The sequence below is a fragment of the Halopenitus malekzadehii genome, assembly GCF_900108505.1.
Classification (GTDB): Archaea; Halobacteriota; Halobacteria; order Halobacteriales; family Haloferacaceae; genus Halopenitus; species Halopenitus malekzadehii.
Window position 1 is genome coordinate 1 of record NZ_FNWU01000016.1, and the last position, 18,888, is coordinate 18,888.

Here is an 18,888-nt window from a genome sequence, read left to right on the forward strand (position 1 = left end):
TCATTTCGGAGAGGCATCGCTCGGGAACGCCGCTGGCGCGGCGTTCCCTCGCTCTCCCACTGAATCTGTTACAGCGAAATCTCCCACGATCGGGAGATTTGCGAGCTCAACGGCTTGGGTGGTACAGAATGAGATTTGATTCGGCAACTACTGTTTAGCGCGGGGATGAATCCGATACCACCCTTCGCAGTCCACCGTTCGATGGCGCGGCTGGATATTCCACGCTGCGCCAATCCATACCTTCAAGTAAGTTTGTCTACATAGGTTACATATGGCGAAACAGGTCGTTACTCGCACCTACACTGCTTCCATACGGAACCAGTTTCGGGTGCAAGGCGACCTTGATTCGCTCGGGTTCGCAGCTAGTAAGCTCTGGAACGTCGGACGGTGGACGTGCAGTCGGATCTGGGATGAAATCGATCACATTCCCAACCACAACGAACTCACCACGTACCTCAAGACCCACGAACGCTATGATGACCTGCATTCGCAGTCAAGTCAGCGAGTCCTTCAAGAACTCGCTGAGGCGTTCAACGGCTGGTACGGCAAACGGCGCAATGGAGATACGAAAGCGAGCCCGCCCGGCTACCGCAAACACGGCGACGAGCACCCGCGTTCCACAGTCACATTCAAGCAGAAAGGCTTCAAACTCGACACGCAGTACGACCGAGTTCGACTCTCAAAAGGGTCGAATCTAAAACAGTATTGGTCAGACTTCATACTGTGCAAGTACCAAACTCGCCCCGAGGTTGACCTCTCCGCCGTGGAGAACGTCCAACAAGTCAAGGTTGTCTGGACGGGCGACGAGTGGGAACTGCATTTCGTCTGTAAGGTCGAAATCGAGGTGGCTGAAGCTCCCGATGAGAAGACTGTGGGTGTTGATCTCGGGATCAACAACTTCGCTGCGCTCGCCTACGAGGACGGTCACAGCGAGTTGTATCCGCTCAATTGCTTGAAACAGGACGACTACTACTTCAGCAAGCGAATCGCTCGGTGTGACGACTCGGACTCCGAGCAGGCCACCCGGCTGAACCAGAAGAAGTCAGCTCGCCGCACCCACTACTTCCACACGCTCTCAAAGCACATCGTCCAGCGGTGTGTTGACGAGAAAGTTGGAACGATCGTGGTGGGTGATCTCTCCGGCGTCCGTGAGGATGGGGAGACCGGCGAGTCGAAAGACTGGGGCAAACACGGCAACCTCGACTTGCACTCGTGGGCGTTCGACCGATTTACAGACCTGCTCGAATACAAGGCGGAGATGGAAGGTATCACGGTTGAACAGGTGTCAGAGCGGGATACCTCGAAGTCGTGCTCGTGCTGTGGTCGGAAGCGTGATGCGAACCGTGTTGAACGCGGACTGTATGTCTGTGATGAGTGCGGTACAGTGGCGAACGCAGATGTGAACGGTGCTGAGAACATTCGACAGAAAGTATCTCCGAGTTCACCGAATCTGTCGGTGAATAGGAGTAACGGCTGGTTGGCACAGCCATCGACGTTCTTGTTTGACAAGGAAACTGGCGCGTTCGCGCCTCAAGAACAGGTCACGTCGTAAACCACAATATCCCAACCCAGCGGTGCGGTGCCGTGGGAATCCTCGCGCTTCAGCGCGGGGAGGATGTCAACTCCTGACGAACTACTGACCCGGCTCAGAACGTCTACACCAGCGGGGGTTGTCGTTACCGCCTCGGACATCCACCGCCGCGCCGCATTCGATTTCGACGATCTCCAATTCACAAACGACTACGATTCGCTCCAGGCGTATGCCCGGTCTAAACTCGCCACCATCGCGTTCACACTCGAACTTGCCGACCGACTCGAAGACGCAGAGATCACGGCGAACTGTTTCCACCCTGGTTTCGTCCCATCGACGAACCTGTTTCGCGACGCCCCACTCCGGACACGACTGATGGTCCCCACACAACAGGAAGGTGCATAGCGGCTCTACGAACTCGTCACGGCCCAGAAATTCGGTGAACAAACCGGCACCTACGTCACCGGAGATCGGGTCACGCTCCCCTCAACAGAGGCATCCAATCCAGCGAATCGACAGCGGCTCTGGGAGATCAGTGCCGACCTCGTCAATGTCGATCCTGACTGGCTGTGACTGAAGGTGTCATATAAGACTTCCCACACCCACATAGGAATCGCTCAATACAGTAGATTTATGCATCAATATGGTGGACTGCTTCCGGAGAAAGAAGACGTCCAGTGGGTAGTGCGACCCAACTGTTTGGCAGGATTCGGATACTGCCTTGATGGAGAATTTGTTCTTGGTCAAAATCACCGTACACAGTAGCATTTTCATACTCAATTATCTGGTTCTCTGCCAATTCGTCCGCAACTTCGTCCCATACTGACGTCGTTGAGATTACCATACTCGATACAGTAGGTTGACAACTGTAGTTTCTTTTGATAACACAGGCGGTACTCAATACGCAAGCGCGATCTTACGGTTGATTCAGCCAAACAAGCCCGAAAGCATCGGCTGTGGATCGCTCAGTGCGGTCAGCAGAAGCAGTTGCCTGAAACCCACGACGGATCGGAAGTTAACACATATATCCGATAATCGTGTCTTCCTCCGTTATATGCAATTCTGTGACGAATGTGGTTCGATAATGCACACGGAGGGCGACACGTGGGTGTGTCGCTCCTGTGGGAACGAGGAGCCTCGGGATTCGCAAGCAGAAGCCGCGATGGCGACTCAGGATGTACAGCGGGACGACGGGACACCCGCCGTGGCCGATGCGACCCAGGGTTCTACCGAGACGATGCAGGAGCCTTGTCCGGCGGACGACTGCGACAGCGACCGGGCCTACTACGAGATGATGCCGAAGCCGGGCGGCTCCTATGAGGTTCGGCTGTTCACCTGCGTCGAGTGCGACCACAAGTGGCGCGAGTCCTGACGGCGCATCTCGCGAGCCCCGCCGCTCAATCCAGGGGAACACTTTTCGGTAGGTACTTTGCTCGATTCTCTGGATTTGCGATATGGTTTCCCACGAGAATCAGAAGCTGGTTGCCTCTGCTGTGGTAGCCCTTGCTGTTCTTGTCGCCCTTCGGATATTGACGAATTTTGGGTTGTTGTTGCGGTTTACAATTGTCGTCGTTGCCATAATCGCTGTACAATCTGTTTTCGAACGGGTGTATCAGTAAGCAAGCAGATTCTTATATCTGATTCGGCTATGAATATCGTGGAATAAACACGGTGACAACTTTCATTGTCGAGCCACCCATCCATACAACATAAGCCACAGTGTCTACCAACAGTTCACGCGATATTGTTAACAGCGTTTCACCACCGCATCTCTTACACTACGTTTTCTCCGTCAGCTGGATACCGTTGGCACGACGGTCGAACACGTCAAGGATCAGTTCGGGATCCTCGAGGTGCGGAAGCCACAACTCACGATCGGCACACTCGATGACGACCGTTGACGTCTTGAGCCACCCGTGAAGCCGATCACGTTCAACGCGTACGCCGTGTTCGTCCCACGGCTCGATCCGCCACAGACGCGTTCGGAACAGTCGATCGTATGCAACGATCTCCTCTTCCGAGATCCGGTACTCGACGCCGCCATATCGCATCCCGTAGTCGATCGTGAGAAGCCCCATCGAAACGATGAAACCAGCTCCGATGAGGCTGAGACCGACGCCCCAGGCCTGTCCCAACAGAAACAGCGTCGAAACGAGAAGGAGAATCCCGCCGACGGACAACGCACCCGGATGCCGTCGGACGTGTGCAGGCGAGACGCCGCCGACCAGTCGTCCTGAAAGGGTCGGTCGCAACTGCGCGTTAACGTCGCTCACTGATTCGATCGGGTCATCGGACGGGGGCTCATACGCCCAGCCGAGGTCGAGGGACGATTCCTCATCGAAGGCGGCGAGCCGATCGCGGTACAGCCCGCCGAGATCGAAACTGAACTTTACGAGAACGATCCCGAGGAGAATCGGGAACCCGACGAGCGTCGGATCGACGGCCGTGATGGGATCGTCGGATGCAACCGAGTCTGCGGCAAGCGCGACGAACGTCGCCGTGAGTAGCCCGCCGACGCCGATCACTGCTGCACGCATGAAAACACCCTGAATCGCCATCTGGGCGCTGTGCTCGCGGTATCCGCCTCGATGAAAATACTCGAGACACGTCGAGGCCCCCTCACTGAGAAAGATGCCGAAGGCGGAGAGCGTCACCAGCACCAGTGCATCCGACTCGGGCGTTTCCGGGCCGATCACGCCGACGGTCGTCACACCTGCAAAGAACCAGACCAGCGTGAGGACGGGAATAACAACGGTGAGAACGGGCAGCGTGGAGAGTCGAACGCCGAGCTCGGTGAACGGGACCGGTATCGCGGTCCGTTTGCTCGCGAGCGCGCCGCCGATCAGCGGATCGGAGTCGAACTCCGAGGGACGACCGGCAAACGCCGCCTTCACGACGGCCCAAAACGAGAGGATCCCGAGCTCGAACCAATAGAGGAAGACGAGCGCAGCGAGATCCCACCCGAGGGCGACGACGCCGACGAGCGGCAGCGTGTTCGCAACGATAACCGCGATCGTCTCGGGGGAGGGGCTGTCGCGAAGCACGGTTCGACGGGAGACCATCCATCGGATGGCCGGCCGATCGGAACAAATAGTTGGTGATGGCTGTATCAGCTGTGGTTGTTGATCTTCTCGACAGAACTAGCTATGCTATGAGAATAGCGTACAGCACGACACACAGGCCAATAACTGTCACGAGACCCCGTACGAGCAAGACGAGCCCGTTCCCTGCTCCAGTCATATCAGCGACCATAACCGCCACATAAACACCCGTCGTTAACAGACCGATACCGATAGCAAGCGCCCGCATCTTCGCGGAGCTATTGCGTCTGTACCCACGATAGGCCAGCGTAGCGACAAACAGTCCAGCGAGCGCAGTCACACTACGGGCTATCGAAACAACACTGAGCGGTTCCATTGCCAATAAACTGTCCGCTGTCATCGCAGCTCACCTCCGTACACGGTCCACAGGATCGTCCCGAGTCCGAATAGCTCACAGCTACTGACAAGTATCGATCGACCGACGGTCCCGATGTCGGTTGCCGTCGGTACCCCGACGCGAAGCAACTCGGGGACCGTTATCAAGAAAATAAGACCGACTGCGAGCCAAAGCATCCCGCGGTGAGTCGGTCCCCGACGGTAGCCACGAACTAGAACCACGGCGATAGTCAGTGAGAGCACTACCGAGACCACTGAGAGGACGAGCACGCTAATCGCGATGAATGGGGCTGTCCCAGTCGCATCCAGCTGTAAGAGAAACATTTCAGGACAACCCCTCGAACAGATCCGTGAACCGATCGGCAGGATCGGTAGCCGAACGTGTCACTGCTACTTCGTAGTCCCCATCAGCAAACGTGACAGTGACGGCCTCGACGGTCGCTGCATACCGCTTGTAGTGGTGGCCGTCGGGATCAAGTTCCTGTTGTTCGGTCACGAGGTCTGCGTCCTGCAACCGGTTGAGACGGCGGTATGCCGTTGCATCAGACATCTCGCAGGCCGTACAGAGTTCATCAACTGACATCGGTTCAATTGTGAGATGAGCGAGGATAGCTCGGGCGTACTCATCGTCGAGTACCGCCAGGACAGCATCCTCGTCCTCGTCCATATGTATGCCAGATTCGGGTACAAGTAAGCAATGTCCGCAAGTATCACAGTTAACTACATTCCTGTTTCAGCGATGCTGAGAGAGCAAGTTGCTACACAAAAAGTTTGAGAGAGGGTGTACAGCCTGCTCTCGGCTTGTGAAGGCTAAGTGGCGTTTGAATAACCGCTAGGGCGGTGTTCAGAGAGCTCCGAGATGCGTTTGCTCGCCTCGCAGACCACGGTGATTGTATCCCGTGTCACTCGAACTACGTTCATTCCGGTTAATCAACGAGTGTGATGGCAAACGACCACATCCACCTGAACGGATTCACGATGAACTGCGTCGGTCACCAGTCGCCGGGTCTGTGGAAGCATCCAGACGATAACTCGGATGCGTACACGGATATGGAATACTGGACGGACCTCGCAAAAACCCTTGAAGAGGGCAAGTTCGACGCCGTCTTTATCGCCGACGTACTCGGAACGTACAGCGTTTTTGACGGGTCTCGGGACACTGCCGTCCGGGAGGCCGTCCAAACGCCGGTGAACGATCCGTTATTACCGATCCCGGCGATGGCTCAGGTCACCGACCACCTCGGATTCGCCGCGACGCATTCCGTGACCTATACCAAGCCGTATATGACTGCGAAACGGCTTTCGACGCTTGATCACCTGACTGACGGTCGGATCGCGTGGAACATCGTCACTTCGTACCTCGAGGATGCAGCAGTTAACCTCGGCCTCGAGGGGCGGATCGAACACGACGAACGATACGATCTTGCCGAGGAGTACATCGATGTGTGCTACAAGCTCTGGGAACAGAGCTGGGAGCCGGACGCCGTCGTCAAGGATCCCACAACTGAGACGTTCACGGACCCGGAGAAGGTCAACGAAATAAATCACGATGGGGAGTATTTCACGGTTCCTGGTCCCCATCTCACGGAGCCGTCGCCTCAACGTACGCCCGTTCTGTATCAGGCTGGACAGTCGGACCGGGGACGAGAATACGCCGCGAAGCACGCGGAAGCAGTGTTCACGTTCCAGCCGACGGTGGACACCGCACGATCGTACGTCGAAGACGTGCGCGAGCGTGCTGCCGCGTACGGACGCTCACCCGACCATCTCCACGTGTTCGCGGCTATCGCGCCGATCGTAGCTCCCACCGAGGAAGAGGCCCAACAGAAGTACGCGGAACTCGAGGAGTACGTCAGTCACGAGGGGGCATTGGCCTTAGTCGGCGGATGGACAGACATCGATTTCGCCGAGTACGATCCCGACGAACGAGTGGAACACATCGAGTCCGACGCCATTCAGGGGATCGTCGACTCGTTCACGAAAGCAGATCCCGACCGAGAGTGGACGGTCGGCGAGGTAGCCGCGTTTATCGGCGTCGGCGGTATTGGAGTCCCCGTCGTTGGAACGCCCGCCCAGATAGCCGATGAGATGGAACGCTGGGTCGATGAGGCCGGCATCGACGGCTTCAATCTGACGGAGGTTCTCCGCTCCGGAACGCTCTCAGACTTCGTCGAACACGTCGTCCCCGAGCTGCAGGATCGCGGCCTGCATCGGGAGGAGTACACCGGAGAGACGTTGAGAGAGACGATGTTCGAAACTGGTGACAACGTTCTCCACGAGGACCATACGGGCTCGGCATACGCATACGACTCAAAGCGCCCCGCGGAAGTTCCGAAAAATGACTGACTAGGCTTCTTCCTTCCTCTAGAGATCGTGTTTTGCTCGGCTCCACTCACGTACGATCGCGATGAGCTCGGTTCGTATATTGGCTTGTAGACACGCTACAGTGACAGGTAATTCTCGTACCTGCTTCGACGGACAATTTATTTCCGTTACTCCGGAGTGTGGCTGAACCGACGGCCGGCTGATGTGAATAACTACGAACGAGTCGGCAATTACGGATCGGGTTGACCGTTTTCTCGAGATAGACCATCACGAGCGTATCTAGTGGAACTGGGACCGTGGCGAGCGGACGATCCGCGTGCTCCGACGGGCCCGTGTGACGTCTTCATCTCCCGGCAGGTCGGGCGGTCGACGCAGACGCAGTACGTCGCCAGCGACGACATCGGCGAGCAGTTCCAGAAACGGCACTTCGACGACCGGTTGGGCTGGCACGAAACCACCGTCCCTCGATGGATCATTCGAGACGAGCTCATCACCCAGCTCACGCGGTCAGCATCGACGCCGACGGAGCGAGCAGGTGAGAGAGCAGCCAGCGGACCAGACTCCTTCGTCGTGAAGCCAGTTGGAGGGCTCCGAACGCCGTAGCGGCTAGACTTAACCAACATTCTCGGCAGATACCGACACGGTGTTGGTTAACGCTGGAGTTGGCTCCACTCCCTTGCCCCCACCCTCCGCTCGACTTCTCAAGTGAGAATCCTGGCGCCGGTCGGCTCGTTCGCGTCGTGACGGGTTTCTATGCCGACGAGGACGACGCCGCTGAGGACATCGAGATGAACTCGCAGTCTAGACGGGCCAGGTAGGGAGCGAAGTCGTCCCGTTCTCCCAACGAATCGCCTCTACCGCTGCCGGGAATTGTTGGAGTCGGTCATCGAGGACCGCGAGCGGGTGCGCATCGAGAAACGTCGCGCTATGCCGGTCGATAGGCGTGTCTTCATAATTGAGTTGGATGTGACAGGGTCCAAGGTCCGGATGGTCGGCGTCTTGGTGGAAGCCGAGCATCAGATTTCGGTCCGGTTCGACCCAGTTGATGCGGTAGTATTCGTGGTCGACACCGGCGGGGTACCAGAAGCGAATCTCCAGTCGTGCGGTCGCCGCGTTGTAGGAGTCACTCAGGAACGTCGTCGGATCGACATCCGCGATGACGTACCGCGGTCGGCGTCGAGACGGGCGATAGCGGACCTCTTCACACCCTGGCTGGTTCGTCAATCGGTCGTGAACGTCGCGGAGGAGGGTCCGCTGTGTATAGCGGTCGCGACCGGCAAGAAAGATCATTCTGTGAGAGAGGAGGATTAGCTCGTGGCGCGATCAGCCACGTCGGTCATCTGCTCGCGGGCGACTTCGACGTCAGAGTAGAGTTCCAGTGCGTGCTTGATGAGGCGGCGATCCTCCTCGTTCTCACGCCAGAACGCGATGACGTCGCGGCGTTCGCGGAGCTCGGCACTTGCGAGGTCGCCGTCAGCGAGCGACTGTTCGAGTTCTTCCCACGTCTCGACCTCGTAGGTCACCTGCCACTCCTCGATCTCCTCGGTGATCGCGGCCAATTCGCTCCGCAGCTCCTCGCGCGTGTTCTCCTCGATGAGCGTGCGGATCTCCTCGAAGAGCAGTCGCGTGTAGTCCGGCTGGTAGCGCGTCGTCTCGCCGGCCTCGACACGGCGCAGCTGGCCCTGGTCGACGAGATCCTGGAGCTCCTCGTTGGTCGTGCTCCAGGCGGCGTCGGCCTGCTCACTGATCCAGTTGACCGACCGCGGTTCGCGAAGCGTCTCGGCAACCGCCCGAATACGGTCGCGGGCGCTCATCGACTCAGTCCACGACTGGACCCCATCTCGCGGGGATTCGGACATACTTAGCACCTCTTACGACAGTGTTGGCGCTGAACTCCCATATATGTTTGTATTCTCTCGCATAATCAAGAGTGGGTTGCGAACATAGGCGTCCGGACGTTGAAATGCGATTCCGACAGAAGCTATGAACCAACCGATGTACAACCGATATTCAGACTTTGCAGAACTGCGGCCGACCGGCGAGGCGTCCCACATTCCGGACACGAGGCTGGACGACGGGTGTGAGGGTGCCCCCCGGCGGCAACGCGTCGCGACGAGCGCTGGTGGCTACCCTGATGTGCCGACGACCACCGACGACGAGTGCCGGTCCTGTGGGGCGTCAGTCCCCAACGGGCAGACGAAATGCCGGTTCTGTCTCAGCAACCATCTCGGGAGTGACGCCACTAGCACGGACGAGGCAGCGTCGACGACGTGCCTCGGCATCGTCCACCTAGTCGTTGAGTCGACCACGTTCTACGGCGCCGTCGCGAAGGGCGGCGCCGCGGCGAACCTCCTCTCCGCCAACGAGGCGGAGCCGGCCGTCGACGGCTACACGCTCTCCGGGTGTGCGTTCTGTGACGCGCCACCCGGCACCAAGATTGGCGAGGCGCATACCTGGGGCGAAGACGAGCGGGTCACCCACCCGATCTGCGTCGACTGCGCGATCCAGACGGAGCCCGATCCCGACGAACGCGATCACTACGCCTGCGACAGCTGTGGGCTCGTCGTCGACGCTCTCGCGGCGCTGACGCGCTTCCGCGTCGAACTCGGTCATCTCGAAGGCCCGTTACAGCTGTGCGAGCGTTGTAGTCCGGGCGGGCTCGCGACGTACTGGACGCACGACCTCAAGGAGCATCTCGTCGCGATGCCGGCGGAGTGAGCCCATTCCCCACCTCCCGGTACAGACACTATCCAACCCAAGTAACAAATGTGCCAAACAGCTATGTGCCAACAGTTCCAACACCAGATTATGTCCAGCGGCACCATCGATATCGACGAATTCGAGGACGCCGACCCCGACAAGTTCGAGGAGCGGAACGACACCGAGCGGATCGTGCTGTTCCTCGACGAGCACGACAACCGGGCGTGGAAGGCAGCGACGATTGCCGAGCGACTCGGCCTGGAGACGGATGCTGTCAGTGCGATCCTCTCTCGCCTGAAGGAGCGTGGGCTTGTGCGGCACAAGCGTCCGTACTGGGCAATCACAGATGACGACGAACGACTCCAGTCAGCCTACCGGCTCCACCGCCACCACGAGACGGCGGACGAACAGTACGGTGAAGAGCGTCTCGAGGAGCTTCAGACCGACGAGATGGAGCAAATACAGTGACTGCGTTCGAGGACCTGGAACGCGGTGATATCGTCTGGGCGAGTGATCCACTCTCGGAGAAAGGTCGCCCAATGCTCGTTCTGGGAAGCCCGGAGTTCCCGAACCACGGGGTACAGTTCATTACTGTCCTAATCTCTACAAAGACCTACCACGAAGATTCACTCACGCTCCAAAATGATGACTACGACGACGACCCACTCGGAGAGCGAAGCCATGTCCTCCCATGGTCGCTTGTGACCCTCAACAGTGCTGCCGACGTCGACCACTATCTGACCTCTCTCGTCGACGAACGAACTGAGGATGTGGCGAGCCAGTTAATCGACTACATCTCCTCCTAGACGGACTTGACTGCTGGCAATAGCAACACCGAGGTGGCAACGTGCTGCTCCGCTCTGTCCGCTGTTTCCCAATGAGCTACCCGTATCTTGGACGTCTGGTAGTCACGATACTGTCGGGCTTTTTGGTCCAGATTTTTCGAGGAACGGTGCGCGAGCGAAGCGAGCGCACCCGACGAAAAAAAAGGAGGATGTGCACACCTACTGAGCGGCCGTTTCACTCCAAATCAGTTGGTGAGAACCCGATCCCTGTGGTGAGTCGCTTCGGTAAGTACGGAGGATGCCCGTCTCATTCAGCACAGGCGGTATATTTACCTCGGCATTGTTCGATTAGACGGTTAATGACGGACTGGGAGCGTGTGAGAAAAGAACTCAAAGAGGCGGGCTATTCTGGCTTCGAGTTCGATAGCGGCGAGACGGCTGTGCCGGGATTGTCCGGTGAGTGGGTAGTTGGGACGATTCCACGCGAGGCGAGCTTGAAACACGAGAACCAACCACTTTGGATACGGATTCTCGACCCGCTACCCGGGGGTGATACTGTGGAAGCCGACCCGGAAAATGCCCCGAAAAGCATACGCAACATCGCCACTGAACACGGGTTAGAAGTCGTGATATTCACCGTCTCTGCCGACGAGGCACGCATCGCACTTTGTGACCCCTCAAAATATGATTTGTAACGGTGTGTTCGCAGCTCCACTTGCCGATTTAGCTACCCCAATTTCAGTACCCTTCCCAAATATGAAGCCTCGCTAGCAGCTACTGGTAGCGTTTTTTCGCCCCCGGGAGGGGTGCGGGGCGATCCAGTCGCGGTCGCCCCGTGAGGTGATTACTCGATGGGACACCGCGCACTTGTTGCGTACGAACGCACAGACGGACAGTACACGCTCCACTATAGCCACTGGGGCGCAGCGAACCTGAAGCTCAAACATCGAATCTCGGCGGAGTCGCCGTTCGGTGGCGAAGACACCGACTCCAAGTGGGCGAAGCAGCTCCTCGCGGAGTTGGCCGATGGCCTCGAGGCAGACGCCGTCGACGGCTACCTGGCCGGTGAGGATCGACCGCCGACGGTCGTCGAGCCAAAACCCCGTGCTACAGGCCTCTCGCTTGACGAGATCGTCGCTGACCATCTCGACTACCTCCACCACGAGGCGTTCTACGTGGTGTCGACGACGTTCGAGGTGACCGCTTATCGGACGCTATGGTTCGGGCTGCAGTACGATTCAGAGACAGTCGAACAGGGAGAGACGGTGGGGAACGGCGCGCTCGCGACGGTGCGCTGGTACGACGGCGAGCCGGTCGGCGACGGCCACCTGCAGGGACAGTTTGCGGCCCTCAAAGACGTCGTCGGCGATATGCTCGACAAGGGCGTCTTCACGCCGTCGACGGCGAGACAGTACCTGAAACGGAAGCTGGCCGAACGAGTCGGAGACCGACAGGAGCTGCTCATTCCGACCGAAGAATCACCCTTCGAGACAGCGAGTCTCGGCAAGCCGTAACACCAATCCCTTAGTGGATACCGGGGAACACACAAGTATGTCAAATCAATCTGAAGACGGTCTTCGTGTCTGGCTTGTCGAACGAACGTACTCCGATGACGAACAGAACCTGATCATCCTCACCTACGCGACGCCCGATGGAGAACAGTACTATCGGAAGGAACGCGCACTCACGTCCTTCACCGACGTCCGAGACACGACAGCAGCAGTCGATGCTGAACCCGGCAATCTTGGCATGGTCGATGACCCCGACCTCCAAGAGCAATACGCGGCCGAAGCACAGCGAATGCAGGAAGTTCACGACCCTGACGACGTAATCTGAGGTCTACTGGTCGACAACGCTGCAGGCCATGGGTTATGTCGTAGCAGGCCTTAGACGGGGTATGCGCGAACTCGTCTTCGCTCTCGAATACGAGCCCGGCTGTAACAGGGTGGCTGACGCTCTCGCCGACCACTCCGACGCCCGCGTCCGCTCGCTCTCGCTGCACGCCACTGCCGAACGTCTCTGGCGGGTCGACCATGCTACCGGAACTCCTGAGGCGCTCGACGCTATCGAGGACGCCTTTCTCACCGGCGACTACTACGCCGACTGTCTGGCGACTGAGGATTGCGGCGCCACACAGACCACCCGCGTCCTCGACCGCACGGACGACGCGCTCATCCTCTACTCAGATTGGGAGCGCACTCCGACCTGCGCCTCAGTCCCCCACATCGCTCGCGACCACCTCGGCGACGGCGTGCTGTTCGAGACTCGTCACGAGGGCCGCCACTACACGTGGCGACTCATCCACTCCGGTGAGGGCGACATGGCGGCGTTCTTCGACGCTCTCAAAGTCGCCGTCGGGGAGTGCGCCCAGATGGAGATGCTCCGCACAGCGGACACAACATCAGCTAGGGGACGCGACGGGACACCGAGCGGCCTCCCGCCAGCCCAGGAGGCCGCGCTTCAGGCCGCGGTCGAACACGGCTACTACGAATCACCCCGTGAGGTCGACGTCGGCGAGCTCGCCGAGCATCTCGACGTGCCACGGTCAACACTCACCTACCGACTCCGTCGGGCGGAAGAACATTTGGCGAAGCAACATGTCGCCGGCGAGCGGGTAGCGGAAGAACGGCTGGCATCCCACTGAAGGCCGTAGTTGGAATATTCCAATAAAGACATATCGAACTCCCGCTCCTACCGTGACGTGATGACAGAGAATCCGGACGCAGCAGGAGGAACGAGCGGCGGCGGGCAGCGACGTGAGCTGACCGCCCGCCTCGCCGTTCCCGAGATGGACTGTCCCTCTTGCGCCCAAAAGGTGGACAAGAGCCTCCAGCGTGTCGACGGCATTACTGACGCCACGCTCCAGCCGACCACCGGCACGGCCAACGTCACGTACGACCCTGATCGGACTAGCGAAGCCGACGTAATCAAGGCGATTGAAGGCGCCGGCTACGAGGTCGTCGGGGGCTCGGACGCCGAGGGCGATGATGAGGACAACCAGGCGGCCGATGGCGTCGACATCGCACCACCATCGGAGGTCTGGACGAGTCCTCGCGCGAATAAGACGTGGCTCGGCGCGGCGTTCCTCACCGCCGGGCTCCTCTTCGAGTTCCTCCTCGCAGGACAGAATATCGCCATCGCAAGTGTCCTCGAGTACCCGCTCCACATCGCAGATGTCCTGTTCCTCGGCGCCGTCGCGGCCAGTGGCATCCCGGTCGTCCGTAGCGGGTACTACTCCGCGAAGAACCGGAGTCTGGACATCGACCTGCTAATGGGGACGGCCATCATCGCAGCGACCGGCATCGGCTATTTCGTCGAGGCCGCGACGCTGGCTGTCTTGTTCAGTATCGCCGAACTGCTCGAAGACTACGCGATGGACAGGGCGCGAGACTCCCTGCGTGAGTTGATGGAACTTTCGCCAGAGGAGGCGACCGTCCTTCGCGATGGTGAGGAAGTCACGGTGCCCGCCGACGAAGTGGAGGTGGGCGAGACCGTGGTTGTTCGCCCCGGTGACAAGATTCCGCTCGACGGGACGGTCATCGAAGGCGAGAGTGCAGTCGACCAGTCGCCGATCACGGGCGAGAGCGTCCCCGTCGACAAGGCTGCCGGCGACGAAGTGTACGCGGGCAGCATCAACGAGGAAGGATACCTCGAGTTCGAGGCCACTTCGGCCGCCTCGGATTCGACGCTCTCGCAGATCATCGAGATGGTGCAGGGCGCACAGGCGAAGAAGACCGAGTCCGAGCAGTTCGTCGACCAGTTCGCCGGCTACTACACACCCCTCGTCGTCGTGCTGGCAATCCTGACCGCCGCTATCCCGCCGCTGGTTATCGCTGACCCGGTGTCGGTGGACCTAGCCGGTTACGGGTTCACCTTCGCGGGCGACTGGCAGGCGTGGTTCATTCGGGGGCTTACTCTGCTGGTGATCGCCTGCCCGTGTGCGTTTGTCATCTCGACGCCAGTCTCCGTGGTGTCGGGGATCACCAGTGCCGCGAAGAACGGTGTCCTCATCAAAGGCGGAAACCACCTCGAAGCGATGGGCGATGTCGACGCCATCGCCCTCGACAAGACTGGTACCCTCACCAAGGGCGAACTCGCGGTCACGGACATCGTAGCGCTTGGCGGTACGAACGACGAGACGGTACTCCGGCACGCGGCTGCACTCGAGCAGCGAAGCGAACACCCAATCGCCGAGGCGATACTCGAACGCGCCGAGAAGGATGCCGGCGATGACGTGCCGAGTATCGAGAAATTCGAGAGCATCACCGGGAAGGGGATCAGCGCAGACATCGACGGTGAGACGTACTATGCAGGCAAGCCCGCCCTCTTCGAGGAGTTGGGTTTCGACCTGTCGCACGCCCACCTCCGTGCCGACGGCGGCGCAGTCGCCGAAGTGGCCCACGAGCAGTGCGAACGCGAGGACTGCACCGACCTCGAGGACGGCGCGATCTCGCGGTTCGAGAATGAGGGGAAGACGGTAGTCCTCGTCGGCACGGATACCGAATTGATCGGCATTATCGCCATTGCCGACGAGGTGCGGCCGGCCGCCGAACGGGCGGTCGCACGGCTGCACGAACTCGGCGTCGCGCATGTCGTGATGCTGACCGGCGACAACGAGGGGACGGCCCGTGCGATCGCCGAACAGGTCGGCGTCGACGAGTATCGCGCAGAACTATTGCCCGACGAGAAGGTCGATGCCGTGGAGGCGTTACAGGCGGAGTACGGCGACGTGGCGATGGTCGGCGACGGCATCAACGACGCGCCTGCGCTGGCGACCGCTGAGGTCGGCATCGCGATGGGCGCGGCCGGAACGGACACCGCAATCGAGACCGCCGACATCGCGCTGATGGGCGACGACATCGGCAAGCTGCCGTATCTCTACGGGCTGTCGCACACGGCGAACGGCGTGATCCGTCAGAACATCTGGTCGAGCCTCGGCGTGAAGGCCCTGCTTGCACTCGGCGTCCCGCTGGGACTGGTGAGCGTCGCGGTCGCGGTCATCGTCGGCGACATGGGGATGAGCCTCGGCGTCACCGGGAACGCGATGCGGTTGTCACGAATCGCGCCTGAACGCATGGACAGTAAGACTGGCCAAGAAACGGGTGCCTGAACCCATGAACACTAGCGAGGAAGGCAGTGCCACCTTATGCAGAACTGTACCACTCGTCGAACGCGAGAGCAACGAGCTCTCTGAACCCCTTCGGGCAGGTCCAACTGCTCGAATCCCGTCTCCCGAGAACGGGGACAAGAATAACCGTTACTCCGTTTGAAGTATTCCACAATAATGAACCCCTTCAATGCGATCCGCGAGTTCGAAGCCGATGGAACGACCTACAAGATGGCCGACCTCACCGTCCTCGAAGAGGAAGGCCTCTGTGAACTTGATAAACTCCCGGTTAGCATCCGTGTCATGCTCGAATCCGTCCTCCGAAACGCCGATGGGGAGGACATTACCGAGGACGACATCCGTGACCTCGCTGGCTGGCAACCGGACGTTTCCGACGCCGACATTCCGTTCCAGCCGTCCCGGGTCATCCTCCAGGACCTCACAGGCGTCCCTGCCGTCGTAGACCTCGCGGCGCTCCGGTCGGCCGTCGACCGCAAGGACCGCGACCCAACTCTCGTCGAACCCGAGGTGCCCATCGACCTCGTGATCGACCACAGCGTCCAAGTGGACTACTTCGGTAGCGAGGACGCCTACGAGAAGAACGTCGAACTGGAGTACGAGCGCAACAGCGAACGGTACCGGGCACTGAAGTGGGCGCAAAACGCCTTCGACGACTTCAGCGTCGTCCCACCTGGAACGGGAATTGTTCACCAGGTGAACCTAGAGTATCTCGGGCAGGTCGTCCACGAACGCGAGCAGAACGGCGAGAACTGGCTGCTTCCGGACACGCTCGTCGGCACGGACAGTCACACGCCGATGATCGGCGGCATCGGCGTCGTCGGCTGGGGCGTCGGTGGCATCGAGGCCGAAGCCGCGATGCTCGGCCAGCCCATCACGATGAACCTCCCCGAAGTCGTCGGCGTCAAACTTACGGGTGAACTCCCCGAGGGTGCGACAGCGACCGACCTCGTACTGCACGTCACCGAACTGCTCCGGGACGTCGGCGTCGTCGACCGATTCGTCGAGTTCTACGGCCCCGCCGTGGAGACGCTGACCGTCCCTGACCGGGCGACCATCGCCAATATGGCCCCCGAGCAGGGCTCGACCATCAGCATGTTCCCCGTCGACGAGGCCACCCTCGACTACCTCGAACTGACGGGCCGCGACGAGAAACACATCGAACTCGTCCGGAACTACCTGGACGCCCAGGGGTTGTTCGGCGAGCAGAATCCCGAATACACCGAGACAGTCGAACTGGACCTCTCGACAGTCACTCCAAGCCTCGCCGGCCCCAAGAAGCCCCAGTCCCGCGTCGAGATGGGTGACATGCGGGGCCACTTCCGGGAGTTACTCCACGGCGAGTTCGAAGAAGCCCTCGATGAAATCGATGAGGAGGCGCTGGCCCGGTGGCTCGGAGAGGGCGGCAACACCCAGGCCGAGTTGACCGGAGAACCAACCGACGCCGAACGAACTGACGGCGGCGTTCAACAAGCGGGCGACACTGAAAAACAGAATCTGGGACCCCTCACGAAGCGCGCTACAGTGAACCTCGACGGCAACGAAATCGAGATCGGGCACGGGAGCGTCGTCGTTAGCGCCATCACCAGCTGTACGAACACGTCAAATCCGTCCGTGATGCTGGCAGCCGGGCTCCTGGCGAAGAACGCCGTCGAGCGCGGCCTCGACGTCCCGGACTACGTCAAGACCAGCCTCGCACCCGGCAGCCGCGTCGTCACCCAGTACCTCGAAGCATCGGGACTCTTGCCGTACCTCGAAGACCTGGGTTACAACGTCGTGGGCTACGGCTGTACGACCTGCATCGGAAACGCAGGGCCACTCCCCGAACCGATTGAGACCGCGATCGACGAACACGACCTCTGGACGACGAGCGTACTCTCCGGGAATCGGAACTTCGAGGCACGCATCCATCCAAAAGTGCGGGCGAACTACCTCGCCAGCCCACCGCTGGTGGTGGCATACGGGCTGGCCGGTCGGATGGACATCGATCTGGAGCACGACCCGCTGGGGTACGACGAGGACGGCAACCCGGTCTATCTGTCGGACCTCTGGCCGGACAGCGACGAGATCCACGAAGCCGTCCACGACTTCGTCGACCCGTCGATGTTCGAGGAGAAGTACGCCTCCGTGTTCGAGGGCGACGAACGATGGGAGGCGTTGGATGCGCCGACTGGCGAGGTCTACGAGTGGGACGAGGACTCGACGTACATCCGGGAACCGCCGTTTTTCAAGGACTTCCCACTGGAGAAACCTAGCGTCTCCAACGTCGAGGATGCACGGTGTCTGTTGACACTGGGTGATACGGTGACGACCGACCACATCAGCCCCGCAGGACCGTTCGGCTCGGACCTCCCCGCCGGGCAGTGGCTGATGGACCACGGTGTCGAGCCTCACGAGTTCAACACGTACGGTGCCCGCCGGGGCAACCACGAGGTGATGATGCGGGGGACGTTCGCCAACGTCCGCATCGAGAACCAGATGCTCGACGACGTCGAAGGCGGCTACACGATTCACCAGCCGACGGACGAGCAGACGACCGTGTTCGAGGCCAGCCAGCGCTACCACGAGGAGGGGACGCCCCTCGTCGTGATGGCGGGCGAGGAGTTCGGAACCGGCTCGAGTCGTGACTGGGCGGCGAAGGGAACCGACCTCCTCGGCGTTCGCGCAACCATCGCCGAGAGCTACGAGCGCATCTACCGGGACAATCTCGTCGGGATGGGCGTGCTGCCGTTGCAGTTCCAGGACGGCGACTCGTGTGAAGCGCTCGGACTAGACGGGTCAGAAGTCTTCGCTATCTACGGGTTGGACGACGGGCTGGAGCCGATGGCCGAGTTGACGGTGACTGCGGAGCGGTCGGACGGGTCGTCGGTCGAGTTCCCGGTGACGGCCCAGGTCGGGACGCCCGCCGGTGTGCGATATGTTGAACACGGCGGTATCCTGCACTACGTGCTTCGGCAACTTCTGACCGACTCGTGACGCGTTCCG

Annotated in this window: 18 protein-coding genes and 2 pseudogenes; 14 read left to right on the plus strand and 6 right to left on the minus strand. The window is 60.0% G+C overall.

Features of this window, described 5'->3' with window-relative positions:
• Nucleotides 1-271 precede the first annotated feature (271 nt).
• Nucleotides 272-1,552, plus strand: coding sequence for an RNA-guided endonuclease InsQ/TnpB family protein (locus BLW38_RS13575; protein ID WP_092817752.1), 1,281 nt, complete (start codon nt 272-274; stop codon nt 1,550-1,552).
• 610 nt (nt 1,553-2,162) lie between these two features.
• Here the strand turns inward: BLW38_RS13575 and BLW38_RS16570 are convergent.
• Entirely contained in the window at nt 2,163-2,375 is a 213-nt protein-coding gene (locus tag BLW38_RS16570) for a hypothetical protein (RefSeq protein ID WP_092817754.1), read from the minus strand.
• Nucleotides 2,376-2,585: 210 nt separating this feature from the next.
• Here BLW38_RS16570 and BLW38_RS13590 point away from each other — a divergent pair, with 210 nt between their 5' ends.
• Nucleotides 2,586-2,903: an RPA12/RPB9/RPC11 RNA polymerase family protein gene (locus BLW38_RS13590; RefSeq protein WP_092817755.1), complete on the plus strand. Its 318-nt coding sequence runs from the start codon at nt 2,586-2,588 to the stop codon at nt 2,901-2,903.
• 406 nt (nt 2,904-3,309) lie between these two features.
• Here the strand turns inward: BLW38_RS13590 and BLW38_RS13595 are convergent, their stop codons facing one another.
• The 3 genes from BLW38_RS13595 to BLW38_RS13610 all read right to left on the minus strand — a co-directional run bounded on the left by BLW38_RS13595 (nt 3,310) and on the right by BLW38_RS13610 (nt 5,635).
• Nucleotides 3,310-4,593, minus strand: coding sequence for a DUF6498-containing protein (locus BLW38_RS13595; protein ID WP_092817756.1), 1,284 nt, complete (start codon nt 4,591-4,593; stop codon nt 3,310-3,312).
• Between the two features lie 82 nt (nt 4,594-4,675).
• A complete protein-coding gene (locus BLW38_RS16865; RefSeq protein ID WP_394327087.1) occupies nt 4,676-4,948 on the minus strand; it encodes a DUF7521 family protein in 273 nt (90 codons plus the stop codon).
• A gap of 345 nt (nt 4,949-5,293) precedes the next feature.
• The gene (locus BLW38_RS13610) at nt 5,294-5,635 is read right to left on the minus strand and encodes a winged helix-turn-helix domain-containing protein (RefSeq protein ID WP_092817759.1); all 342 of its coding nucleotides are present in this window, start codon (nt 5,633-5,635) and stop codon (nt 5,294-5,296) included.
• 275 nt (nt 5,636-5,910) lie between these two features.
• Here BLW38_RS13610 and BLW38_RS13615 point away from each other — a divergent pair, with 275 nt between their 5' ends.
• Nucleotides 5,911-7,314: an LLM class flavin-dependent oxidoreductase gene (locus tag BLW38_RS13615; RefSeq protein WP_092817760.1), complete on the plus strand. Its 1,404-nt coding sequence runs from the start codon at nt 5,911-5,913 to the stop codon at nt 7,312-7,314.
• A 318-nt stretch (nt 7,315-7,632) separates the two neighbouring features.
• Nucleotides 7,633-7,896, plus strand: a pseudogene (locus BLW38_RS13620) (hypothetical protein); the annotation flags it as partial.
• Between the two features lie 198 nt (nt 7,897-8,094).
• On the opposite strand, the gene BLW38_RS13625 reads toward BLW38_RS13620, so the two are convergent.
• Together BLW38_RS13625 and BLW38_RS13630 are read right to left on the minus strand one after the other, a co-directional pair.
• Nucleotides 8,095-8,583, minus strand: a complete 489-nt coding sequence (locus BLW38_RS13625) for a hypothetical protein (RefSeq protein WP_092817761.1) — start codon at nt 8,581-8,583, stop codon at nt 8,095-8,097.
• 17 nt (nt 8,584-8,600) lie between these two features.
• Entirely contained in the window at nt 8,601-9,152 is a 552-nt protein-coding gene (locus tag BLW38_RS13630; RefSeq protein ID WP_092817762.1) for a DUF7342 family protein, read from the minus strand.
• Nucleotides 9,153-9,288: 136 nt separating this feature from the next.
• On the opposite strand from BLW38_RS13630, the pseudogene BLW38_RS16745 reads away from it, so the two are divergent.
• From BLW38_RS16745 to BLW38_RS13680, 10 genes and pseudogenes are all read left to right on the plus strand, one after another.
• Nucleotides 9,289-9,690, plus strand: a pseudogene (locus BLW38_RS16745) (hypothetical protein); the annotation flags it as partial.
• A 39-nt stretch (nt 9,691-9,729) separates the two neighbouring features.
• Complete coding sequence (locus BLW38_RS16750; protein ID WP_092817780.1) at nt 9,730-10,011, plus strand: DUF7558 family protein; 282 nt, start codon at nt 9,730-9,732, stop codon at nt 10,009-10,011.
• 90 nt (nt 10,012-10,101) lie between these two features.
• Nucleotides 10,102-10,461, plus strand: coding sequence for a MarR family transcriptional regulator (locus BLW38_RS13645; RefSeq protein ID WP_092817763.1), 360 nt, complete (start codon nt 10,102-10,104; stop codon nt 10,459-10,461).
• Nucleotides 10,458-10,799, plus strand: coding sequence for a type II toxin-antitoxin system PemK/MazF family toxin (locus BLW38_RS13650; protein WP_092817764.1), 342 nt, complete (start codon nt 10,458-10,460; stop codon nt 10,797-10,799). Before BLW38_RS13645 ends, BLW38_RS13650 begins: the two co-directional genes overlap by 4 nt.
• A 338-nt stretch (nt 10,800-11,137) precedes the next feature.
• Nucleotides 11,138-11,473, plus strand: a complete 336-nt coding sequence (locus BLW38_RS13655) for a hypothetical protein (RefSeq protein WP_092817765.1) — start codon at nt 11,138-11,140, stop codon at nt 11,471-11,473.
• A gap of 156 nt (nt 11,474-11,629) precedes the next feature.
• On the plus strand, nt 11,630-12,292 hold the full coding sequence (locus BLW38_RS13660; protein ID WP_092817766.1) for a DUF6735 family protein: 663 nt from the start codon (nt 11,630-11,632) through the stop codon (nt 12,290-12,292).
• A gap of 37 nt (nt 12,293-12,329) precedes the next feature.
• On the plus strand, nt 12,330-12,614 hold the full coding sequence (locus BLW38_RS13665; RefSeq protein ID WP_049983734.1) for a hypothetical protein: 285 nt from the start codon (nt 12,330-12,332) through the stop codon (nt 12,612-12,614).
• Nucleotides 12,615-12,675: 61 nt separating this feature from the next.
• On the plus strand, nt 12,676-13,422 hold the full coding sequence (locus BLW38_RS13670; protein WP_004048592.1) for a helix-turn-helix domain-containing protein: 747 nt from the start codon (nt 12,676-12,678) through the stop codon (nt 13,420-13,422).
• A 60-nt stretch (nt 13,423-13,482) separates the two neighbouring features.
• Nucleotides 13,483-15,888: a heavy metal translocating P-type ATPase gene (locus BLW38_RS13675; RefSeq protein ID WP_092817767.1), complete on the plus strand. Its 2,406-nt coding sequence runs from the start codon at nt 13,483-13,485 to the stop codon at nt 15,886-15,888.
• Between the two features lie 174 nt (nt 15,889-16,062).
• Entirely contained in the window at nt 16,063-18,879 is a 2,817-nt protein-coding gene (locus BLW38_RS13680) for an aconitate hydratase (RefSeq protein WP_092635704.1), read from the plus strand.
• Nucleotides 18,880-18,888: the final 9 nt, after the last annotated feature.